A 15,634-nucleotide genomic window follows, 5' to 3' on the forward strand; every position below is an offset into this window, starting at 1 on the left:
TCAGTTGTTGAGCGTCGGGTGGTGCGAGGACATGCGCCCTTCGACATTGCCCAGCGGCGGGGCTTTAGCCGCCTGGTCTTTTAGGTGACGCTCCAGCAAGTCGACGTTGCGCAGTTTCGACTTCCAACCGATATCGAAAAGGTCACCGACCAGCGGGACGGAGCCGATCACATAGTCGACCCCGGTGTTCACCAGCATTTTTGCCAGTACGCTTTTCGGCGCGCCCATGCGGTGCGATTCTTTCAGGATGTAGGCCGCGGGCAGAAGGGCGAGCGTATCGCCCACCACCGGCACGAGGCCCAGAATCGAATCCCATCCCATCCGAACGCCGACGATCGGCAGCTTATAGGCGCTGTCCATGCTGACGGCCAAACGGCGCAGACGGGCGAGGTCAGCTTCGTGAGAGGGGGTATGGGGTTTCATATCTGTCCTTGCGTGTTGCTCTAGGCGGCAAACGCATGGTCCGGCCCCAAAGTTCCCCCCATCCACCGGCCCCATCCGGTGCGCGGGGAGCGCCGTTCAAAGACTGGCGTAGTCGGTGATCAGCGGCGTGGGGCGCTGCGGTGGTTGGGCCGAGGTGCCGTTCGGCTTCGGCGCGGGCTTTGGTTTCTGTGGTTGCGGCGTTCTGTCTAGTCGGGCCATCGGGTAGCTCCTTTGCTGCTCGCTGGGGTTTGATGTCTCTCACCCCCGCAACCAGCTTGGGCGCGGTTCGGGTCCATAAAGGGGCCAGATTGCGCCCAGAATGGGGCATTTGTTGCGATTTTGCGACGGAAAGGCCCGCATTCTCCTATGAGTTGAGAGTGAAACGCGCCTCTGCCTGCAAGGTGCCCTCTGGGGCTACGCGCCCCCGGCCTGTCAGATCGACCAGATGCGCCAGCACGTTTCGGGTGGCCGCGCCTAAGAGCGCGGAAGGTGTTTCGGTATAGATGGCGCGAGCGAGGTCCTCCGCCGTCGCGGGTCCGGCAGCCAATGCGTCGAGGATCGACACCTCCCGCGCGCGACGATGCGCCACCAACCAGTCGAGCCGCGCGTTGGGATCGCTCACCGGGGCGCCGTGACCGGGATAGAACACGCGCCATTGCCGCGCGCCCAGCTTCTCGCAAGAGGCCATGAAATCGGTCAGGTCCCCATCAGGGGGCGAGACGAGCGAAGTTGCCCAGCCCATGACGTGATCCGCTGTCAGACAGGCATCGCCCCAAGCCAGGCTAACGTGATTGCCTATATGGCCTGGCGTGTGCAGCACCTCCAGCGTCCAGCCGTCCCCCTTCAGTACATCCCCATCGGCCAAAGTGTGATCAGGGCGAAACCCGTGGTCCACACCTTCGCCGCCGCCCATCAACCCCGCCTCAGCAAGCCCCTGCATCACCGTCGAACGGCCCTCCGTGGCCTCACCGAAGGCCCATACCTCGGCCCCCGTACGCGCGGCCAGCGGGCGGGCAAGGGGCGCGTGATCCAGATGCGTATGGGTCACGATGATATGGCTGATCCGCTGCCCGGGCTGGATCGCGGCGAGGATCGCCTCAAGATGCGCGGGGCTGTCGGGGCCGGGGTCGATCACCGCCACATCGGTCTCGCCCAAGAGATAGGTATTGGTGCCGCGATAGGTCATCGGTGAGGGGTTGGGCGCCACGATCCGCCGCAGCCCGGGTTCCAAGGTTTCGGCAAGGCCAATCTCGGGGTCGAAGTTGTCGGGCGGCAGCATGGTTTCACCTTTCGCTGGGGCAGGGGGCTGGCTAAGGTCTAGCCATGAATTTTGCCTGGCTCAAACGATATGTGCCGCGCGGCATCTACGGACGTGCCGCGTTGATCCTGCTGTTACCAGTGGTGTTTTTGCAGTTGGTCGTCGTGGTGATCTTTGCGCAGAGGCATTTCGAAGGTGTCACCGGCCAGATGACCGATACGGTCCTGCGGGAACTGGAACTGGTCATGCTGGCGGTCGGCACGGCCCCCGATGCGCAATCCGTGCCCACGGCGGTTGAGGCGCGGGCGGGTCCGCTTGATTTCGTGGTGACGCCCGCCAACCGTCCGCTGCCCGAAGAAGACAGCATGCTGTGGTACGATTATTCGGGCCGCGTGCTGATTCCCCGGCTGCGCAGCAAGATGGACGGGATCGAAGCGGTCGACCTCAGCGATGACGATTTCGTCGTGCTCTATATCGAAAGCGTGCACGGGCCGTTGCGAATCCAGTTCGAGCGGCGGCGCATCTCGGCCTCGAACCCGCATCAGCTTTTCGTCTACACCGTGTTTTTCGGCGTGCTTTTGAGTTATATCGCAACGATCTATCTGCGCAATCAGCTGCGCCCGATCAAACGTCTGGCCCGCGCGGCGGAAGCCTTTGGCCGGGGGCGGCATGAGCCCTACACCCCCACCGGCGCCATCGAAGTCCGCGCGGCGGGCAATGCCTTTGTCGACATGCGCGCCCGGATCGAGCGGCAGATCGAGCAGCGCACGCTGATGCTCTCGGGGGTGAGCCACGACCTACGCACGCCGCTGACCCGGATGCGCCTCGGCCTGTCGATGATCGACGAAGAGGACGCAGCCCCGCTGCTGGCCGATGTCGATGATATGCAGCGGATGCTGGACGAATTCCTGAACTTCGCTAAAGGCGCCGCCGAGGGTGAGCCCGAAGAGGTGGCCCCGCATGGGTTCGTCAGCGCCATCGTGGAAGACGCGCAGCGGGCCGGACGCAGGGTCACGCTGCTGCCGCCCGAGGGCGCAGGCGAGGGGATCGTGAAGCTGCGCAGGGTCGCGATGCGCCGGGCGGTGGACAACCTGATCTCCAACGCCGTGCGCTATGGCACGCAGGCCGAAGTCTCGGTCATGCTGAGCGATCGCACCCTGCGCATCCGGGTCGAAGACGATGGCCCCGGCATCCCAGAAGCGCGGCGGGACGAGGCGACGCGGCCTTTCTCGCGGCTCGATCCTGCGCGCAACCAAGACAAGGGCGGCGGCGTGGGGCTTGGCCTTGCCATCGCCTCCGACATCGCCCGCGCCCACGGCGGGGTGCTGCGGCTTGGGGAATCGGACCGCCTTGGGGGGCTGCGGGCAGATATCGTCATCGCGCGGTGACCCGGCGGCATGATTGTGCGACGCGCCTGGCTTTGCCACAGTGAGGCGACCCTAATACGGAGCGCAGCGATGACCCCCTATGACATGATCAAAGCCCATCTCGACACGGCCGTGCCCTTTGCCGCCCATGTCGGGGTGAAACTGCTTGAGATCGGAGACGGCACCGCCAGCGCCGAATTGGTGCAGCGGCATGAGACCTCGAACCACATCGGCACGCAGCACGCGGGCGCGATGTTCACGCTGGGCGAAGCCGCCTCGGGGGCTGCCATGGCGGGGGCTATTGCGCCGGTGATCATGGACATGCGCCCCGTGGCGGCCATGGGGCAGATCACCTTCAAGAAGATCGCCGAAGGCACGCTGACCGCCCATGCCCAAACCTCGCGCCCCGGGGCCGAGCTGCTGAGCGCTCTGCAAGAAGACGGAAAAGTCACCTTTGACGTGGCGGTCGACATCCAGAACGAAGCGGGTGAAACGGTGGTCGAGATGCAAGTGAACTGGCACGTCAGCGCCAAACGGTGACGGCCACGAAAGGCGGGGGGCGGAAGTATGGTAGGCCCGGCAGGACTTGAACCCGCAACCAAAGCGTTATGAGCGCTCTGCTCTAACCAATTGAGCTACAGGCCCGCCATGGGCGTTTGGGTATGACGCCGCAGGCCGAGCGTCAAGACATTAGCTGCACCAAATGATTGCAGTGGGCCGCGCAATACTCTAACTCCGCGCGCAAGGGAAAATGCGCGCCGGGGGCCATGACCATGACGAAATCCGACAACGGAATCACCTATGCCGAAGCAGGCGTGGATATTGACGCAGGCAATGCGCTTGTAGAGCGGATCAAACCGGCGGCGAAATCCACCGCGCGGCCCGGTGTCATGTCCGGCCTCGGCGGCTTTGGCGCGCTATTCGATCTTAAGGGCGCAGGCTTCACCGATCCGGTGCTGGTCGCCGCGACCGATGGCGTGGGCACCAAGCTGCGCATCGCGATTGATACGGGCAATGTTGACAGCATCGGCATTGATCTGGTCGCCATGTGCGTCAACGATCTGGTTTGCCAAGGGGCCGAGCCGCTCTTCTTCCTCGACTATTTCGCCACCGGCAAACTGGAGCTCGACAGCGCCGCGCGGATCATCGAAGGCATCGCCAAGGGCTGCGCCGATTCCGGTTGTGCCTTGATCGGGGGCGAGACGGCTGAAATGCCGGGCATGTATCACGCGGGCGACTTCGATCTCGCTGGTTTCTCGGTCGGCGCGATGGAACGCGGAACCGAGCTGCCGCGCGACGTAAAAGAGGGCGACGTCCTCTTGGGTCTGCCGAGCGACGGGGTGCATTCCAACGGCTACAGCCTTGTGCGGAAGATCGTTGAACGGAGCGGTCTGGGCTGGGGTGACGATTGCCCATGGGGCGAAGGTGATCTCGGCAATGCGCTGCTCACACCCACGAAACTCTACGTCAAAGGCGCTGTGGCGGCTCTGCGCGCGGATGCCGTCTCGGCTCTGGCGCATATCACCGGCGGTGGCCTGACCGAGAACATGCCGCGCGTGCTGCCCGTGGGGCTCGCCGCTGAGATCGACCTCAACGGATGGGAGTTGCCGCCGGTCTTCAAATGGCTGGCTGCCCAAGGCGGCATGGCCGAGGCGGAGTTACTCAAGACCTTCAACGCCGGGATTGGCATGGTCGCCGTGGTCTCCGCCGATAAGGTCGAGGCCGCCAAAGCCGCCTTTGCCGAGGACGGCCATGTCGCCATTGAGATTGGCCGCATCACCACCGGCAATGGCGTCACCTATTCCGGCGCGCTGCTTTGACCAAGCGGGTTGCGATTTTCGTCTCGGGCGGCGGCTCTAACATGCGGGCGCTGGTCGAGGATATGACCGGTGACCATGCAGGCCGCCCCTGTCTGGTGCTGTCGAACAACGCGGATGCGGGGGGGATCGCTTGGGCGCAGGGGCAGGGGATCGCGACCGAAGTGGTCGATCACCGCCCCTTCGGCAAGGACCGCCCGGCCTTTGAGGCGGCGCTCAGCGCCGCGCTTAAGGCCCATGCGCCTGACATCATCTGCCTTGCTGGTTTCATGCGCAAACTGACCGAAGGGTTTACCGATGCCTGGGCCGGGCGGATGATCAACATCCACCCTTCGCTATTGCCGAAATACCGCGGGCTGCACACCCATGCCCGCGCGCTGGACGCTGGCGATACCGAACATGGCTGCACCGTGCATGAGGTGACCGCCGCACTTGATGACGGTCCGATCCTTGGTCAGGCGCGCATCCCTGTCCTACCCGGCGACACGGCCGAAAGTTTGGCCGAGCGGGTGCTGGTGCAGGAACACCGCCTCTACCCCGCCGTGCTGCGCCGTTTCGCCGCTGGTGGGCGAGAGCCGGTCCTTCTCACGGGCTGACGCTGGTCAAACCCTCTCGCGTGATGTACCTCTTTGGCAAAGCCCGATGACCGGGCGTGCAACATGTCAAAGAGCATATATGAAAACCATCACCACGACCGCCGACCTCGCGCAATTCTGTGAAGAGGCTGCGCGCCATGATTACGTGACCGTCGACACGGAATTCCTGCGTGAGCGGACTTATTACTCCAAACTCTGCCTTGTTCAGCTTGCCATGCCCGGCACCGATGACAGCAACGCCGTGTTGGTCGACCCCTTGGCCGATGGCATCTCGCTTGAGCCGCTATACGATCTGTTCCGCGATACATCGGTAGTCAAGGTCTTCCACGCCGCACGGCAGGATCTTGAGATCTTCTATGTCGATGCCAAGGTCTTTCCCAAGCCGCTGTTCGACACGCAGGTCGCTGCGATGGTCTGCGGCTTTGGGGAACAGGTGGGTTATGAGACTTTGGTGCGCAAGATCGCGCATCAGTCGCTCGACAAAACCTCGCGTTTTACCGATTGGTCGCGCCGCCCGCTGACCGAGGCGCAGAAGACCTATGCGCTGGCCGACGTGACCCATCTGCGCCAAATCTACGAATTTCTGGCCCGCAAGCTTGAACAGACGGGCCGTGCACGTTGGGTGGCCGAAGAGCTTGAGACGCTGCTCAGCCCCGACACCTATGTGACCCAACCGCAGGACGCTTGGAAACGGGTCAAGACCCGGACCAACTCGCCCAAGTTTCTGGCAATCGTGCGCGAGCTGGCGGCCTTCCGTGAGGATTATGCCCGCACCCGCAACATCCCGCGCAACCGTGTGTTCAAGGACGACGCACTGGTCGAATTGGCGAGCCTCAAGCCCTCGAATGGCGAAGAGTTGAACCGCGCCCGGCTGCTGCTGCGCGAGGCCCGCAAGGGCGAAATCGCCGAGGGCATCCTGAAGGCTGTGGCCGCAGGCGTGGCCTGCAAGCCTGCCGACATGCCCCAGCCCGACCGCAAGCGCGACAAGCTGCAAGTGAACCCGGCCTTGGCCGATCTTCTGCGCGTGCTGCTCAAGGCCAAGACCGAAAGCGCGGGCGTTGCGGCCAAGCTCATCGCCTCGGCCAGCGATCTCGACATGCTCTCGGCGGGGGAGCGTGACGTGCAGGCGCTGCGCGGCTGGCGGCATGAGGTCTTCGGTGCCGATGCGCTACTGCTCTGCGAGGGCAAGATCGCCTTGGCCGCTGACGGAAATGACGTGAAGGCCGTCAAAGTCTGAAACGAAAAGAGCCGCCCGATCAGGGGCGGCTCTTTCTCAATAGAGGGCAGGCGGCGTCTTAGCGGCGAGAGACCAGCGCGTTCAGCTGCCCTTCGACGCGAATCTCGCGCACCCCGGCCAGCATCTGATCGGTCAGGCGACGCCCGGCAATCACTTCGCGGGTGGGGCGGCTGCCTTGCGGGGTGGCCTTGTCGGGCCGGACCCCTTCCAAACGATAGGTCAGAACACCGTCGACGGGCATCTCATCCGGCGTCGCGGGGGTCAGGCGCACTTTGTAGATGCCTTGGCGTGCCGCCAGCCCGGTGGCGCGCAGAATCGCACCGCCCGGCACCGGCTCGATGGTCAGATCGGTGATCTGCTCAAAGGGGCGCCCCTCATAGGTGTCGACCTCAACCGCGCGCCGCGCGAACAGCCCACTGCGCTGCGGGATCAGGGGGTTCGTGCTCTCCGCCGGGGCGGTCTCAATCGAACGGGCGGGGCCAAACCAATTCAATGGATTGATGCGACTGTCACGGACCGTGCCGCAGGCGGATACCAAAAGGGTCGAAGCCAAAAGAGCGAGGATTGTCTTGCGCATGGGAACCGCCGTTAAGTTTACTTGCCTTGTGCTACCCCATCCCGCCAGCCTTGGGAAGGGGGTGGACCTTTGCCCATGGGCATCCTACCTGTCAGGCAATGGAATTCACCCGAAGAGAGTGCACAGATGGCCACGCCCGCCTTTGAAGAACTGGTCGAGGATTTCGAGTTTCTGGACGATTGGGAAGACCGTTATCGCCATGTGATCGACCTTGGCAAAGCGATGGAGCCGCTGCCCGAGCCGCTGCGCGTCCCTGCGACCAAGGTCGATGGCTGCGCCTCTCAGGTCTGGCTGCATGCACAGTTCGAGGGCGGGAAACTGCATTTCGACGGCGCCAGCGATGCGATGATCGTCTCAGGGCTGATCGCGGTTTTGCGCAAGCTTTACAACGGCTTGACACCTAGCGAGGTGGGCGGCGTCGACGCCAAGGCGGAACTGGCGCGGCTGGGGTTGAACGACCACCTCTCGGCGCAGCGCTCGAACGGATTGCGCGCGATGATCGAGCGGGTGCGTGAAACGGCAGCGCAGGAAGCGTAACCCTCAGAGGGCGCGCAACGCGCTCTCCAAATCCCCGTAACCCGTAAAGCGCCGCTCGAACGCAAGGCCGAGCCGCGCGGCGCAGTCTTGGGCCTTTTCGGTCAGCGCCGGGTCATCCGTCTGCGCCTGATAGACCAGTTTTTCGTAATTTCCGAAATACATGTCGCGCAGCTCGGGATGCCGGTCGAGGCCCATGGGTTTGATGATGAAAGCGTCGAACTGCCGGACCAGAAAATCGGTGAGGTAGAAGGTGGTGATCTCATCTTCGGCGGTTTTGGCGAAGCTCTCGTTGCCTTGGAAAAAGCTGTAGCAATGCGGCCCGGCGACCATTTGCACGCCGAGTTCTGCGCAGGCGCGTTCCAGCCCGCCGCCCGTGCCGCAATCGGCGTAGACGACAAAGAAATCGTCATAGTCTGCGCGGTGCTTGGCGACCGTATCACGCACCGCCTGCGTAATCTTCTCCGGGTAGAGGTGATATTTCGCGGGCAGACAGGTCAGATCCAGATGGGTCCAACCATTGGCGGCTTTCAGGTCCAAAATCTCACGCGCCAGCGCCCCGCAGGCAATCAGCAAGATACGGCCCGCGCGGGTGGGTGCGAGCCCGTCTTGGGTCAGGGTCCGGTCATCTGGCAGCAGAGTGTCGTTCATGCCGATACCATCGCATGCCATCGCGCCCCAAGCCAAGCGGGCAGAGGCGAGGCTCAGGCGTTGGCCGAATTATGTCGACGGCCCATCCAGTCTTTCGCCGTCTCCACCGCCACGGCAGCGTCGCGGCAATAGGCATCGGCACCGATGGCCTTGCCGAATTCCTCGTTCAGGGGCGCGCCACCGACCAACACGATATAGTCGTCGCGCTTGCCCTGTTCGACCAGCGTGTCGATCACCACTTTCATATAGGGCATGGTCGTGGTCAGCAGGGCGGACATGCCAAGGATATCGGCCTTTTCCGCTTCGAGCGCTTCGAGATAGGCTTCGACCGCGTTGTTGATGCCCAGATCGACGACCTCGAAACCCGCGCCTTCCATCATCATGCCGACGAGGTTCTTGCCGATGTCATGAATGTCGCCTTTGACAGTGCCGATCACCATCTTGCCCACGCGCGGCGCGCCGGTTTCTGCAAGCAGCGGCTTGAGGATGGCCATGCCGCCCTTCATCGCATTGGCGGCCAGCAGCACTTCGGGCACGAAGAGGATCCCGTCGCGGAAATCGGCGCCGACGATGGTCATCCCGCCGACAAGCGCCTTGGTCAGGATCTCATAGGGCTCCCAACCGCGTTCAAGCAGGATTTGCACCCCTTCTTCGATCTCTTCCTTAAGACCGTCATAGAGGTCATCGAACATCTGTTGGACCAGTTCTTCGTCGTCCAACTCGGCCAGGATGATATCGTCTTCTTCCGACATGGTGTTTCCTTCTGCTGGGCGTGCAGGTGCATGACACTTGAGCCCTTGTCCCACGGAATGTTAGCGCCGGGGTCGCGGTTTGCGACATCGGCCGCGCCTTGCGCGACGCCTTGGGGGCAAACTACTGCTTTTTGCGGTGTAAGGACAAGGGTTTGCACGAGGTTACTTGCCGATGTTCGCGCAATGTTCTAATCTTCTTTCATGGATAGGGAAGACCAGCGATTCCGCGTGCTTGGCCGCGCGGCAGGCAGCAATGATGCGGGCCGGTTTGAGCGTCATACCCGCGTCGCCGAAGATGACGGTTGGGCGCGCGACGAGGTGCTTCCGGTGCTGCGCACCCAGACCAGTATCGAGGTGCCGCGCCGGGTGATCACCTATAACCGCTCGCCGGATCTGCCTTTTGACCGCTCGATCAACCCCTATCGCGGCTGCGAACACGGCTGCGTTTACTGTTTCGCGCGGCCCAGCCATGCCTTCCTCGGCCTGTCGCCGGGGTTAGATTTTGAGACGCAGTTGATCGCCCGCCCCGAAGCGCCGGACGTTCTGGCGCGGGAACTGCGGTCAAAGCGCTATCAGGTCGCGCCCATCGCCATCGGCACCAACACCGACCCCTATCAGCCGATCGAAAAGACCCATGGCATCATGCGAGAATGTCTTGAGGTGTTATCGGCGTTCAATCACCCGGTGGCGATCGTCACAAAGGGCAGCCTGATCGAACGCGACATCGACATCTTGGGCGACATGGCAGGGCGCGGATTGGCGGCGGTCGGCATTTCGGTGACCACGCTGGACCCGAAGCTGAGCCGCTTGATGGAACCGCGCGCGCCCGCGCCGCAGCGGCGATTGCAGGTGATCCGGAAGCTGTCGGAGGCTGGCATCCCGGTGCGGATCATGGCGTCCCCAATGGTTCCGGCGCTGACCGACCCGGAGTTGGAGGCGATCCTGACCGCAGGGCGCGATGCCGGCGCGCGGCATGCAAGCTGGATCATGCTGCGCCTGCCGCGAGAGGTGTCGCCGCTGGTGCAGGACTGGCTCGCCACCCATTACCCCGACCGGGCCGAGCGGATCATGGCGCGCTTGCGCGATATGCATGGGGGCAAGGAATATGACGCGGGCTGGCACAAACGGATGCGGGGCGAGGGGCCATATGCGCAGATGGTGGCGCAACGCTTTGATCTGGCGGTGAAACGTTTGGGGCTGGCCCGTTCCGGCGTGCCGCTGCGCTGTGATCTGTTTCGACCGCCCTCCGAAAAGGGCGATCAATTGAGCTTGTTCTGAGCCTCAGCCCCGGCGACGTCCGCGGCGCGGCGCGCGGGTGGGGCCTTGGCCGTCGGTGCCATCGCTTTCGGAAGAGAAATCGCCAATCTCTTCGCGGATCTGCTCCAACGTCGGGGCCGGGCCTTTTTCGGTGCTGTCGAGCGCCTCGCGCATGGCGACCAGATGCTCGGGCAGGGTGCCGCAGCAGCCGCCGATGATGCTTGCGCCTGCGTTGCGGGCCATCACCGCGTAGCGTGCCATCAACTCGGGCGTGCCGTCATAGTGGATGTGGCCTTCCACGTATTTCGGGATGCCTGCATTGCCTTTCGAGATGATCGGCAGCGTGCCGTTCTTCGCGGCAAAGCCAAGCACGGTGCGCAGCAGGTCAGAGGCGCCGGTGCCGCAGTTGGCACCATAGGCCAGCGGCATGTTGTCGAGCCCATGCACCAAGTCGACCATCCCTTCGGAAGTCAGCCCCATCATCGTGCGGCCCGCGGTGTCAAAGCTCATCGTGCCACACCACGGCAGACCGGCGAGCTGGAAGCCTTCGGCGGCGGCGCGGTATTCTTCGGGGGCGCTGATTGTCTCTAGCCAGCCGATATCGGCACCGCCTGCCTTGAGCCCATCGGCGGTCTCGTGGAACATCTCAACGGCGAGGGAATGCGACAGGGTGCCCACAGGCTCCATGATCTCACCCGTGGGGCCGACAGAGCCTGCAACGATCACCTTACGCTCGGCAGTATCGGCCACCTCGCGCGCGAGTTCGGCGGAGACGCGGCTCAGCTCATGCACGCGGTTCTGCGCGTCGTGCAGCTTGAGACGGGCGGCATTGGCGCCGAAGGAATTGGTCAGGAACAGATCGCTGCCCGAATCCACCGCGAAACGGTAGAGCTTGGTGATCTTGGCGGGCTCATCGGTGTTCCACAATTCGGGCGCGTCGCCCGACATCAGCCCCATGTTGAACAGATTGGTGCCCGTGGCCCCATCGGCGAGCAATGTGCCCTTTTCAGCGAGAAGATCGGTGAATGCGTTGCTCATGGGGGCTCCTGTTAGGTCTGAGAATTTCGCCTGATGTCATGGTGGCTACCTGGGGGCAATCTCATAATATTCATCTTCATTATGAGGGCAGGCGGGAAGGCTGCGCCCCGGTGCCAAGACCGGAGCGCAGGGGGTCAGCTTGTCTCGCTCAGCAGTTGCGCCTTGGCCTCGGCCATCAGGCTTTGCATCTTGGCGCGGATCGTTGCTTCCTCCGCGCGGTCGCCCAGATCGCCCGAGACTTTGCGGTAGACATCCTCGTCGCCCGCCTCTTCGAAATCGGATTTCACGACCTCTTTGGCATAGTCCTCGGCATCGCTGCCGGATTTGCCTAAAAGTTCAGCAGCCCAGAGACCCAGAAGCTTGTTGCGCCGCGCCTCGGCACGGAATTGCATATCCGCATCGTGGGCGAACTTGCTTTCAAAGGCATTTGCACGGTCGTCAAAGTTGCTCATATCGGGTCTCCGATTGCTGCGGTTACCCCTTTGATATGCGAACGCGCCCCCGTTCGCGCAAGTGGCGCGGCAAAGGTGACGGGCCATGCTTGCAGCAGCGGGGTGCTTGCACTAAGAGAAGCGCAAGCGGCGGGGATGTTCCCGGCCCCCTGTTGGAAAGGATGCCCATGGCCCGGCGCAACAAGATCTACGAAGGCAAGGCAAAGATCCTCTATGAAGGTCCCGAGCCCGGTACGATCGTTCAATATTTCAAAGACGATGCCACGGCCTTTAACGCCGAGAAGAAAGCCACGATCGAAGGCAAGGGCGTGTTGAACAACCGCCTGTCCGAGTTCTTTATGACTGGCCTGAACAGCATTGGCGTGCCGACGCATTTCATCAAACGCCTGAACATGCGCGAACAGCTCGTGCGGCAGGTTGAGATCATTCCGCTGGAAGTGATCGTGCGCAACTATGCCGCCGGTTCCATGTCCAAGCGCCTTGGCATCGAAGAGGGCACGCAATTGCCGCGCCCGATTGTCGAATATTGCTACAAGGACGACTCGCTCGGCGATCCGCTGGTCACCGAAGAGCATATCGCCGCATTCGGCTGGGCCAGCCAGCAAGACATGGACGATATCCTGAGCCTTGCGCTGCGGGTTAATGACTTCATGTCGGGCGTGATGATGGCCGTGGGCATCAAGCTGGTGGACTTCAAGATCGAGATTGGCCGCGTTTACGACGGTGATTTCCAGCGTCTGATCGTCGCCGATGAGATAAGCCCCGACAGCTGTCGCCTGTGGGACATCGAAACGGGTCAGAAGCTCGATAAAGACGTGTTCCGCCGCGATCTCGGCTCGCTCACCGATGCCTATACCGAAGTGGCCAAACGCCTTGGCGTCATGCCCAAGAACAACGCGCCGGTGACCAAGCCGACGCTGATCAACTAACGCGGCTTCGCCGTTCAATTTGCAGATGTTACAAAGGGGTGTCGCGCCATGAAAGCACGGGTGCATGTGATGCTGAAGAACGGGGTGCTCGACCCTCAGGGCGAAGCGGTTCGCCACGCGCTCGGAGCCTTGGGCTTTGACGGGGTGAACGGTGTGCGTCAGGGCAAGGTGATCGAGCTTGACCTCGCCGAAGGCACCTCTGAGGCCGATGTGAACGCCATGTGCGAAAAGCTCTTGGCCAATACGGTGATCGAATCCTATTCGGTGGAGCTGGCCTGATGCACGCAGCGGTGGTTGTCTTTCCCGGGTCCAATTGCGACCGCGACCTTGCCGTGGCTTTTAAAGCCGCGGGTGCCAAGGTCTCCATGGTCTGGCACAAGGACAGCGAACTGCCGCAAGGCGTAGATATCGTGGGGATCCCCGGCGGGTTCTCCTATGGCGATTACCTGCGCTGCGGGGCCATCGCCGCGAATTCGCCGATCTGCCGTACAGTGGCCGCCCATGCGGAGCGGGGCGGCTATGTGCTGGGCATCTGCAACGGATTTCAGGTGCTGACCGAAACCGGCCTGCTGCCGGGCGCGTTGCTGCGGAACGCAGGGCTAAAGTACATCTGCAAGACCGTTGGTCTGAAGGTCGAGACTACAGCGAGCGATTACACCAACGGCTACAGCGCCGGTCAAGTCATCAACATTCCGATCGCCCACCACGATGGCAACTATTTCGCGGATGACGAGACGATTGCGAAACTGCGCGGCGAAGATCGCGTGGCCTTTAGCTATGCCGAGAACCCGAATGGCGCGCGCGATGACATCGCGGGCATCCTGTCGGAAAACCGCCGTGTGCTGGGCATGATGCCGCATCCTGAGCGGGCGGCGGAAGCGGCGCATGGCAATACGGATGGGGCGGCGCTCTTCCGCGCATTGACCGGTGCTTTGCAAACCGCCTGACTTGAGTGCGGCGCGCGGAGCGCGTAGGTTGCCGCGATGAGTGATACATCCGGTTCCGAAGGCAATAGCATGGCCGTATCCTGGCGGGTGCGGTTCGCCATCGCGGCGCTGATGATCCTTGCCGTGGTGACCATTTCGATCACCAACAAACTGCTGACCGACCGTTTTACCGAGAGCACTCGCAACCGCGCCGAACTGCGCATCGCGCTTTATAGCGGGAACCTGCTGGCGGAACTGCGCCAGAATGCCATCGTCCCACAGCTTTTGGCGCGCGACCCCACCTTGATCGGGGCGCTGCAAACGGCGGATTATTCCCTGTCGACGCAACGGCTTATCTCCTTCGTGGAGGAGATCGGCGCGGCCTCTTTGATGCTTTATGACATCGACGGGCGCACGGTGGCGGCGACCGACCGCAACCGTTTGGGCTCTGCGCATAAATCCGAGCCTTATTTCGTCGACGCCATTCGCTCCAACGCCACAATCTTTTCGACGATTGAGCGGGAGCAGGGCGGCTATCGTTTCCTCTATTCGCGGCGGATGCAGTCGGGCGGCACGACGCTGGGGGTGATCGCGGTCGAGGTCGACTTGCAGAAGTTCGAGCGCGCATGGGCCGGGATTTCCGATGCGGTGATCGTCATGGACAGCACCGGGCAGATCATCCTCGCCACTGAGCCGCGCTGGCGCGGCCTGACCGAACCCGAAGCCTTGGCCAACCACACGCCGCAAAGCGCGATTGAGCGCGCCATCCAAGCCACCACCGATTGGACCGCGCTGCCGCCCGATGCCTACTTGCAAGGCGAAGCGGTGATGCGGCTGGAGAACCGGATCCCGTTCCGCGGCTGGCGGATGAGTAGCTACACCACCTATGCCTCGGTCCGCGAGAAGGTGAACGGCGTGCTGGCGCTTGAGGTGATGGGTTTTGCGATCCTGCTGGCCTTGGCGTTCTACTTCCTTAGCCGTCGCACGGCCGGAAGGCTGGCGATCTTCCAACGGGAATCGGCAAAACTCAGGGCGCTGAACCTTGCCCTGCAACGTGAGATTGCCGAACGAAAGCGCGTGCAACAGACCCTCGCCGTGGCCGAACAAACGCTTGAACAGTCATCGAAACTCGCCGCCTTGGGCGAGATGTCCGCCGCCGTAAGCCACGAGTTGAACCAACCGCTTGCCGCGATGAAGACCTATCTGGCGGGCGCGCGGTTGTTGCTCAATCGCAACCGGCAGGATGAGGCGCTGTCGTCCTTTGGGCGGATCGACGATCTGATCGAACGGATGGGTGCAATCACCCGGCAGCTGAAATCCTATGCCCGCAAGGGGCAGGAAGCCTTCTCTCCGGTCGACATGGGCGCGGCCTTGGCCTCATCCTTGTCGATGATGGAGCCACAATTGCGCCAACGACAGGTCCAGATCAGCCGGATTCTGCCCGATAATCCCGTCATGGTGATGGGAGACCGTATGCGGATCGAGCAAGTTATGGTAAACCTGTTAAGAAACGCATTGGACGCAACAAAATCGGAACGAAACCCTCAGGTGGACATTATACTATCAGCGGGGGAGACGGCGACATTGACCGTGCGCGACAATGGCCCGGGGATCGAAGACTTGGACGCGCTGTTCGAACCTTTCTACACGACCAAACAGCCCGGCGATGGCGTTGGGCTGGGTCTTGCCATTTCATCGGGGATCGTGAACGACCTCGGTGGAAGGCTGACGGCGCGCAACGGACAGAACGGTGGCGCTGTTTTTGAAATGCAACTGCCCATATTGGCAGATGAAACGAAGATAGAAGCGGCGGAGTGAAC

At 62.6% G+C, this 15,634-nt stretch carries 19 protein-coding genes and 1 tRNA gene; 11 read left to right on the top strand and 9 right to left on the bottom strand.

Features of this window, described 5'->3' with window-relative positions; genetic code table 11:
- The 3 genes from ACGYLA_RS01985 to ACGYLA_RS01995 form a co-directional block, all read right to left on the bottom strand.
- Positions 1 to 423: a DUF4112 domain-containing protein gene (locus tag ACGYLA_RS01985; RefSeq protein ID WP_271687216.1), complete on the bottom strand. Its 423-nt coding sequence runs from the start codon at positions 421 to 423 to the stop codon at positions 1 to 3.
- 96 nt (positions 424 to 519) lie between these two features.
- Positions 520 to 642 carry a hypothetical protein gene (locus ACGYLA_RS01990; RefSeq protein WP_269451603.1) on the bottom strand — a complete coding sequence of 41 codons (123 nt, stop codon included), beginning with the start codon at positions 640 to 642 and terminating at the stop codon, positions 520 to 522.
- A 145-nt stretch (positions 643 to 787) separates the two neighbouring features.
- Positions 788 to 1,702, bottom strand: a complete 915-nt coding sequence (locus ACGYLA_RS01995) for an MBL fold metallo-hydrolase (protein WP_394429883.1) — start codon at positions 1,700 to 1,702, stop codon at positions 788 to 790.
- A gap of 44 nt (positions 1,703 to 1,746) precedes the next feature.
- Here ACGYLA_RS01995 and ACGYLA_RS02000 point away from each other — a divergent pair, with 44 nt between their 5' ends.
- Both ACGYLA_RS02000 and ACGYLA_RS02005 read left to right on the top strand, forming a co-directional pair.
- Complete coding sequence (locus ACGYLA_RS02000) at positions 1,747 to 3,069, top strand: ATP-binding protein (RefSeq protein WP_394407838.1); 1,323 nt, start codon at positions 1,747 to 1,749, stop codon at positions 3,067 to 3,069.
- 69 nt (positions 3,070 to 3,138) lie between these two features.
- Positions 3,139 to 3,588 carry a DUF4442 domain-containing protein gene (locus ACGYLA_RS02005; protein WP_394429885.1) on the top strand — a complete coding sequence of 150 codons (450 nt, stop codon included), beginning with the start codon at positions 3,139 to 3,141 and terminating at the stop codon, positions 3,586 to 3,588.
- 28 nt (positions 3,589 to 3,616) lie between these two features.
- On the opposite strand, the gene ACGYLA_RS02010 is transcribed toward ACGYLA_RS02005, so the two are convergent.
- A tRNA-Ile gene (locus ACGYLA_RS02010) sits at positions 3,617 to 3,693 on the bottom strand.
- Positions 3,694 to 3,821: 128 nt separating this feature from the next.
- On the opposite strand from ACGYLA_RS02010, the gene purM reads away from it, so the two are divergent.
- The 3 genes from purM (at position 3,822) to rnd (ending at position 6,698) form a co-directional block, all read left to right on the top strand.
- The gene (gene purM, locus ACGYLA_RS02015) at positions 3,822 to 4,868 is read left to right on the top strand and encodes a phosphoribosylformylglycinamidine cyclo-ligase (RefSeq protein WP_394429887.1); all 1,047 of its coding nucleotides are present in this window, start codon (positions 3,822 to 3,824) and stop codon (positions 4,866 to 4,868) included.
- On the top strand, positions 4,865 to 5,461 hold the full coding sequence (gene purN, locus ACGYLA_RS02020) for a phosphoribosylglycinamide formyltransferase (RefSeq protein ID WP_394429889.1): 597 nt from the start codon (positions 4,865 to 4,867) through the stop codon (positions 5,459 to 5,461). The genes purM and purN overlap by 4 nt, the downstream gene beginning before the upstream one ends.
- A gap of 79 nt (positions 5,462 to 5,540) precedes the next feature.
- Entirely contained in the window at positions 5,541 to 6,698 is a 1,158-nt protein-coding gene (gene rnd / locus ACGYLA_RS02025; RefSeq protein ID WP_394429891.1) for a ribonuclease D, read from the top strand.
- A 58-nt stretch (positions 6,699 to 6,756) separates the two neighbouring features.
- Here rnd and ACGYLA_RS02030 read toward each other — a convergent pair whose 3' ends face one another.
- Positions 6,757 to 7,275, bottom strand: coding sequence for a hypothetical protein (locus tag ACGYLA_RS02030; protein ID WP_394429893.1), 519 nt, complete (start codon positions 7,273 to 7,275; stop codon positions 6,757 to 6,759).
- A gap of 126 nt (positions 7,276 to 7,401) precedes the next feature.
- Between ACGYLA_RS02030 and ACGYLA_RS02035 the strand changes: the two genes are divergently transcribed.
- Positions 7,402 to 7,812 (top strand): SufE family protein, encoded by a 411-nt coding sequence (locus ACGYLA_RS02035; protein WP_067266648.1) that lies wholly within the window; start codon positions 7,402 to 7,404, stop codon positions 7,810 to 7,812.
- Between the two features lie 3 nt (positions 7,813 to 7,815).
- Here ACGYLA_RS02035 and ACGYLA_RS02040 read toward each other — a convergent pair whose 3' ends face one another.
- Both ACGYLA_RS02040 and ACGYLA_RS02045 read right to left on the bottom strand, forming a co-directional pair.
- A complete protein-coding gene (locus ACGYLA_RS02040; protein ID WP_394429895.1) occupies positions 7,816 to 8,460 on the bottom strand; it encodes a DUF1638 domain-containing protein in 645 nt (214 codons plus the stop codon).
- A 53-nt stretch (positions 8,461 to 8,513) separates the two neighbouring features.
- Positions 8,514 to 9,212 (bottom strand): corrinoid protein, encoded by a 699-nt coding sequence (locus ACGYLA_RS02045; protein ID WP_394429897.1) that lies wholly within the window; start codon positions 9,210 to 9,212, stop codon positions 8,514 to 8,516.
- A 201-nt stretch (positions 9,213 to 9,413) separates the two neighbouring features.
- On the opposite strand from ACGYLA_RS02045, the gene ACGYLA_RS02050 reads away from it, so the two are divergent.
- Complete coding sequence (locus ACGYLA_RS02050) at positions 9,414 to 10,490, top strand: PA0069 family radical SAM protein (protein ID WP_394429899.1); 1,077 nt, start codon at positions 9,414 to 9,416, stop codon at positions 10,488 to 10,490.
- A 3-nt stretch (positions 10,491 to 10,493) separates the two neighbouring features.
- Here ACGYLA_RS02050 and bmt read toward each other — a convergent pair whose 3' ends face one another.
- The gene (bmt, locus tag ACGYLA_RS02055) at positions 10,494 to 11,507 is read right to left on the bottom strand and encodes a betaine--homocysteine S-methyltransferase (protein WP_067266654.1); all 1,014 of its coding nucleotides are present in this window, start codon (positions 11,505 to 11,507) and stop codon (positions 10,494 to 10,496) included.
- Between the two features lie 134 nt (positions 11,508 to 11,641).
- On the bottom strand, positions 11,642 to 11,959 hold the full coding sequence (locus ACGYLA_RS02060) for a DUF1476 domain-containing protein (protein ID WP_394429902.1): 318 nt from the start codon (positions 11,957 to 11,959) through the stop codon (positions 11,642 to 11,644).
- Between the two features lie 167 nt (positions 11,960 to 12,126).
- Between ACGYLA_RS02060 and purC the strand changes: the two genes are divergently transcribed.
- The 4 genes from purC to ACGYLA_RS02080 are packed head-to-tail and all read left to right on the top strand — an operon-like array spanning position 12,127 to position 15,632.
- Positions 12,127 to 12,888 (top strand): phosphoribosylaminoimidazolesuccinocarboxamide synthase, encoded by a 762-nt coding sequence (purC, locus tag ACGYLA_RS02065; protein WP_067266657.1) that lies wholly within the window; start codon positions 12,127 to 12,129, stop codon positions 12,886 to 12,888.
- A 48-nt stretch (positions 12,889 to 12,936) separates the two neighbouring features.
- The gene (gene purS / locus ACGYLA_RS02070; RefSeq protein WP_067266658.1) at positions 12,937 to 13,167 is read left to right on the top strand and encodes a phosphoribosylformylglycinamidine synthase subunit PurS; all 231 of its coding nucleotides are present in this window, start codon (positions 12,937 to 12,939) and stop codon (positions 13,165 to 13,167) included.
- A complete protein-coding gene (gene purQ, locus ACGYLA_RS02075) occupies positions 13,167 to 13,835 on the top strand; it encodes a phosphoribosylformylglycinamidine synthase subunit PurQ (RefSeq protein WP_394429904.1) in 669 nt (222 codons plus the stop codon). Before purS ends, purQ begins: the two co-directional genes overlap by 1 nt.
- A 36-nt stretch (positions 13,836 to 13,871) precedes the next feature.
- Positions 13,872 to 15,632 (top strand): ATP-binding protein, encoded by a 1,761-nt coding sequence (locus tag ACGYLA_RS02080; protein WP_067266661.1) that lies wholly within the window; start codon positions 13,872 to 13,874, stop codon positions 15,630 to 15,632.
- The last annotated feature ends 2 nt before the right edge of the window (positions 15,633 to 15,634 follow it).

This window comes from Sulfitobacter sp. 1A13679 (assembly GCF_043557115.1).
Lineage (GTDB): Bacteria > Pseudomonadota > Alphaproteobacteria > Rhodobacterales > Rhodobacteraceae > Sulfitobacter > Sulfitobacter faviae.

Bases quoted from the DNA above. Each gene is read 5' to 3' on its own strand.
- ACGYLA_RS01985 (WP_271687216.1), bottom strand. From the start codon at position 423: ATGAAACCCCATACCCCCTCTCACGAAGCTGACCTCGCCCGTCTGCGC.
- ACGYLA_RS01990 (WP_269451603.1), bottom strand. From the start codon at position 642: ATGGCCCGACTAGACAGAACGCCGCAACCACAGAAACCAAAGCCCGCG.
- ACGYLA_RS01995 (WP_394429883.1), bottom strand. From the start codon at position 1,702: ATGCTGCCGCCCGACAACTTCGACCCCGAGATTGGCCTTGCCGAAACC.
- ACGYLA_RS02000 (WP_394407838.1), top strand. From the start codon at position 1,747: ATGAATTTTGCCTGGCTCAAACGATATGTGCCGCGCGGCATCTACGGA.
- ACGYLA_RS02005 (WP_394429885.1), top strand. From the start codon at position 3,139: ATGACCCCCTATGACATGATCAAAGCCCATCTCGACACGGCCGTGCCC.
- purM (WP_394429887.1), top strand. From the start codon at position 3,822: ATGACGAAATCCGACAACGGAATCACCTATGCCGAAGCAGGCGTGGAT.
- rnd (WP_394429891.1), top strand. From the start codon at position 5,541: ATGAAAACCATCACCACGACCGCCGACCTCGCGCAATTCTGTGAAGAG.
- ACGYLA_RS02030 (WP_394429893.1), bottom strand. From the start codon at position 7,275: ATGCGCAAGACAATCCTCGCTCTTTTGGCTTCGACCCTTTTGGTATCC.
- ACGYLA_RS02035 (WP_067266648.1), top strand. From the start codon at position 7,402: ATGGCCACGCCCGCCTTTGAAGAACTGGTCGAGGATTTCGAGTTTCTG.
- ACGYLA_RS02040 (WP_394429895.1), bottom strand. From the start codon at position 8,460: ATGAACGACACTCTGCTGCCAGATGACCGGACCCTGACCCAAGACGGG.
- ACGYLA_RS02045 (WP_394429897.1), bottom strand. From the start codon at position 9,212: ATGTCGGAAGAAGACGATATCATCCTGGCCGAGTTGGACGACGAAGAA.
- ACGYLA_RS02050 (WP_394429899.1), top strand. From the start codon at position 9,414: ATGGATAGGGAAGACCAGCGATTCCGCGTGCTTGGCCGCGCGGCAGGC.
- bmt (WP_067266654.1), bottom strand. From the start codon at position 11,507: ATGAGCAACGCATTCACCGATCTTCTCGCTGAAAAGGGCACATTGCTC.
- ACGYLA_RS02060 (WP_394429902.1), bottom strand. From the start codon at position 11,959: ATGAGCAACTTTGACGACCGTGCAAATGCCTTTGAAAGCAAGTTCGCC.
- purC (WP_067266657.1), top strand. From the start codon at position 12,127: ATGGCCCGGCGCAACAAGATCTACGAAGGCAAGGCAAAGATCCTCTAT.
- purS (WP_067266658.1), top strand. From the start codon at position 12,937: ATGAAAGCACGGGTGCATGTGATGCTGAAGAACGGGGTGCTCGACCCT.
- purQ (WP_394429904.1), top strand. From the start codon at position 13,167: ATGCACGCAGCGGTGGTTGTCTTTCCCGGGTCCAATTGCGACCGCGAC.
- ACGYLA_RS02080 (WP_067266661.1), top strand. From the start codon at position 13,872: ATGAGTGATACATCCGGTTCCGAAGGCAATAGCATGGCCGTATCCTGG.